The sequence below is a fragment of the Serratia sp. MMO-28 genome, from assembly GCF_037199905.1.
GTDB classification, from domain to species: domain Bacteria; phylum Pseudomonadota; class Gammaproteobacteria; order Enterobacterales; family Enterobacteriaceae; genus Chania; species Chania oryzae.
Genome location: NZ_JBBCVB010000064.1, coordinates 1 through 2,374 on the forward strand (window position 1 = coordinate 1; position 2,374 = coordinate 2,374).

General features: G+C 56.4%; 3 protein-coding genes. All 3 read right to left on the reverse strand.

Translation table 11 applies throughout. The annotated features are described in order from the left end of the window. Positions 1 to 58 precede the first annotated feature (58 nt). Positions 59 to 1,591, reverse strand: coding sequence for an IS66 family transposase (gene tnpC, locus WG891_RS26495; RefSeq protein WP_337265080.1), 1,533 nt, complete (start codon positions 1,589 to 1,591; stop codon positions 59 to 61). 66 nt (positions 1,592 to 1,657) lie between these two features. After that, the gene (tnpB, locus tag WG891_RS26500; RefSeq protein WP_337265079.1) at positions 1,658 to 1,993 is read right to left on the reverse strand and encodes an IS66 family insertion sequence element accessory protein TnpB; all 336 of its coding nucleotides are present in this window, start codon (positions 1,991 to 1,993) and stop codon (positions 1,658 to 1,660) included. Then, positions 1,987 to 2,289, reverse strand: a complete 303-nt coding sequence (gene tnpA, locus WG891_RS26505) for an IS66 family insertion sequence element accessory protein TnpA (RefSeq protein WP_337265078.1) — start codon at positions 2,287 to 2,289, stop codon at positions 1,987 to 1,989. The genes tnpB and tnpA overlap by 7 nt, the downstream gene beginning before the upstream one ends. Between the last annotated feature and the right edge of the window lie 85 nt (positions 2,290 to 2,374).

Sequence of the window (2,374 nt, forward strand, 5' to 3'; positions counted from 1 at the left end):
GTAACCGAACGGCGAACTCGCGTTGTGTGATTAAAATAATGTAATAAGCTAGCAGACATTAACTGAAGCTGTTTTCGGCGTAGGGTAATAGCTCGCTGATCCGGCTGTTCGGCCAGGTAGGTAAACGGGTCAGCACATCGCGTAACCAGATATACGGGTCGTGGCCGTTGAGTTTGGCGGTTTCCAGCAGACTCAGGATAGCCGCCATCCGTTGCCCAGCCCGTAACGACCCGGCAAAGAGCCAGTTCTTGCGGCCTACGGCCACCGGACGGATACAGTTTTCAGTGCGGTTATTGTCGATGGGCACGCGGCCATCGCCCAGATAGTGCAGCAACGCCGGCCAGCGTTTCAGGGTGTAGTCCAGCGCCTTGCGCAGCCCCGAGTTGGGTGCCGTTTGCGTTTGTTGCAACAACAGCCATTGATGGAAGACCTCCAGTCGGGGTTTGGCGTATCGCCGTCGCCATTGGCGCTTCTTATCCGCCGAGCGAGGTTTGATTTTACGCTCAAGCTTATAAAGCTCACGGATGGTGTCTAGCGCAACCTTGGCCACCGGGCTTTTGTTGGCCGTAAACAGCTCGAAGAACTTGCGCCGGGCGTGCGCCCAACAGCCTGCTTCAAGCACTTGCCCGCTGTCGAACAACGCCTGGTAACCGGCATAACCGTCTACCACCAAGGTGCCGCACCAGCCCTCAAGCACATCGCGGGCATACTGACCACTGCGCCCCGGTTGGCAGTCATAAAGCACGATTGACCGGTCAGCCCCCAGCGCGGTGATATAAGCCCACAGGTAGCCGCGTTGGGTTTTGCCCTTGCCGGGGTCGAGGAGGGAGAGTGGCGTTTCGTCGGCCTGCAGGACCGGGTGTTGCAACAGGTCCTGATGCAGCGTCTGGGCCAAGGGTTTCAGGGCCGCCCCTACCGCACCGAACCAGCCTGCCAACGTACTGCGAGGCAGGTCGACACCGCTACGTTGATATATCACCTGCTGACGGTAGAGCGGCAGGTGGTCAAGGCTTTTGGCACACACCACCTGCGCCAGCAGACCCGGACCGGGCAGACCTTTTTCAATCAGCTGTGCCGGTAGCGGCTCGCTGACTATTGTTTCACAGTGTTCACAACTGAACTGCGGGCGGACATGGCGATGCACGATGAAGCGAGCCGGAACATATTCCAGCCGTTCGCTGATTTCATCGCGGATGAAGCGCAGGGGGTGCCCACAGTCTGGACAGCTATCGGACGCCAGGGCCAGGCGGACCTCTTTCCGGGGCAGTTCAGGCGGCAGAGGTTGGCGCTTGGGCACCTGTGGTTTGGGTGTTTTCGGCTCGGGTAACAGAGTCGCCAGTTGCTGCTCGATATCGGCGGCATCGGCCTCGATATCTTCGTCGAACAACCCGCGCTGTTCGCCCTGGAAGGCTTCGCTTTTACGCCCGAAGCGCCACTGTCGGGAGTTTTTCAGTGCCTCTTCCAGTTGCTGGATATAGCACGTTTGTGACTGGTTTCGCTGCGTCTGCTGTTCAAGGTCCGCGAGTAATTTCAACGCCAGAGTGCGCAGTTCATCGGGGTCTTTTGAGGTCAGCAAGGCATCGATATTCATGTGAGCATTTTATCAACATGACACCATATTGTCATTGATAATCAATGTATTAATCACTGTTTTTCGTTATTTCCAGCCGGTTAAATCCAGGCCATCCACCCGCTGCCAGTCAATGCCTTTCATCAACCAGTCGGCCTGTTCGGGTGACAGCAGCCAGGCGACATCCCCTTGCCGGGGCCAGATAAAATGGCCCTGATGAAGACGGCGCAGACACAGCCAGACACCGTGCTTGTCCCAGCGCAGGACTTTGATGCGCGAGCGTGCCTTGTTGCAGAAGACAAAAGCGGCTTCCCTTTGCCAGGGTTGGTGCAGGTGGTCGGTAATGTATTGCGTCAGGGTATCAATACCCCGTCGCATATCGACGGGCTCCCGTGCCAGCCAGATGTGCTGGGGCGTTAACATAGGGACAAGGCCTGCATCACTGCGCGCAACTGAGCGGGAAGACACCTGACTGAACAGCCATTGGGAAGGTTGAGTGTTACCGTGTCAGCATCATTATTCTCAGGCATCACTCGGCGCGCAGGAATAAAGGCGGCGGGAACGGACACGGTAGCGTCATTGCGATGATGCTTGAGCCAGTAATAAAAGGTGGCCGGGTTAAGGTCATGCAGTCGGCAATAGTGCTTTTTAGACAATCCACTCTGTTGCCAGGCGTCGAGATGTTGTTGCCGTTCACTGTGAGAATACTGTTTTGCCATATTTTGCCTCAGGTTCGTTGTATTGAATGAAGGCAGCATGTGGCAGCAGAGTTTTGTTAACAATATGAGTTCGCCGGACGCTTAC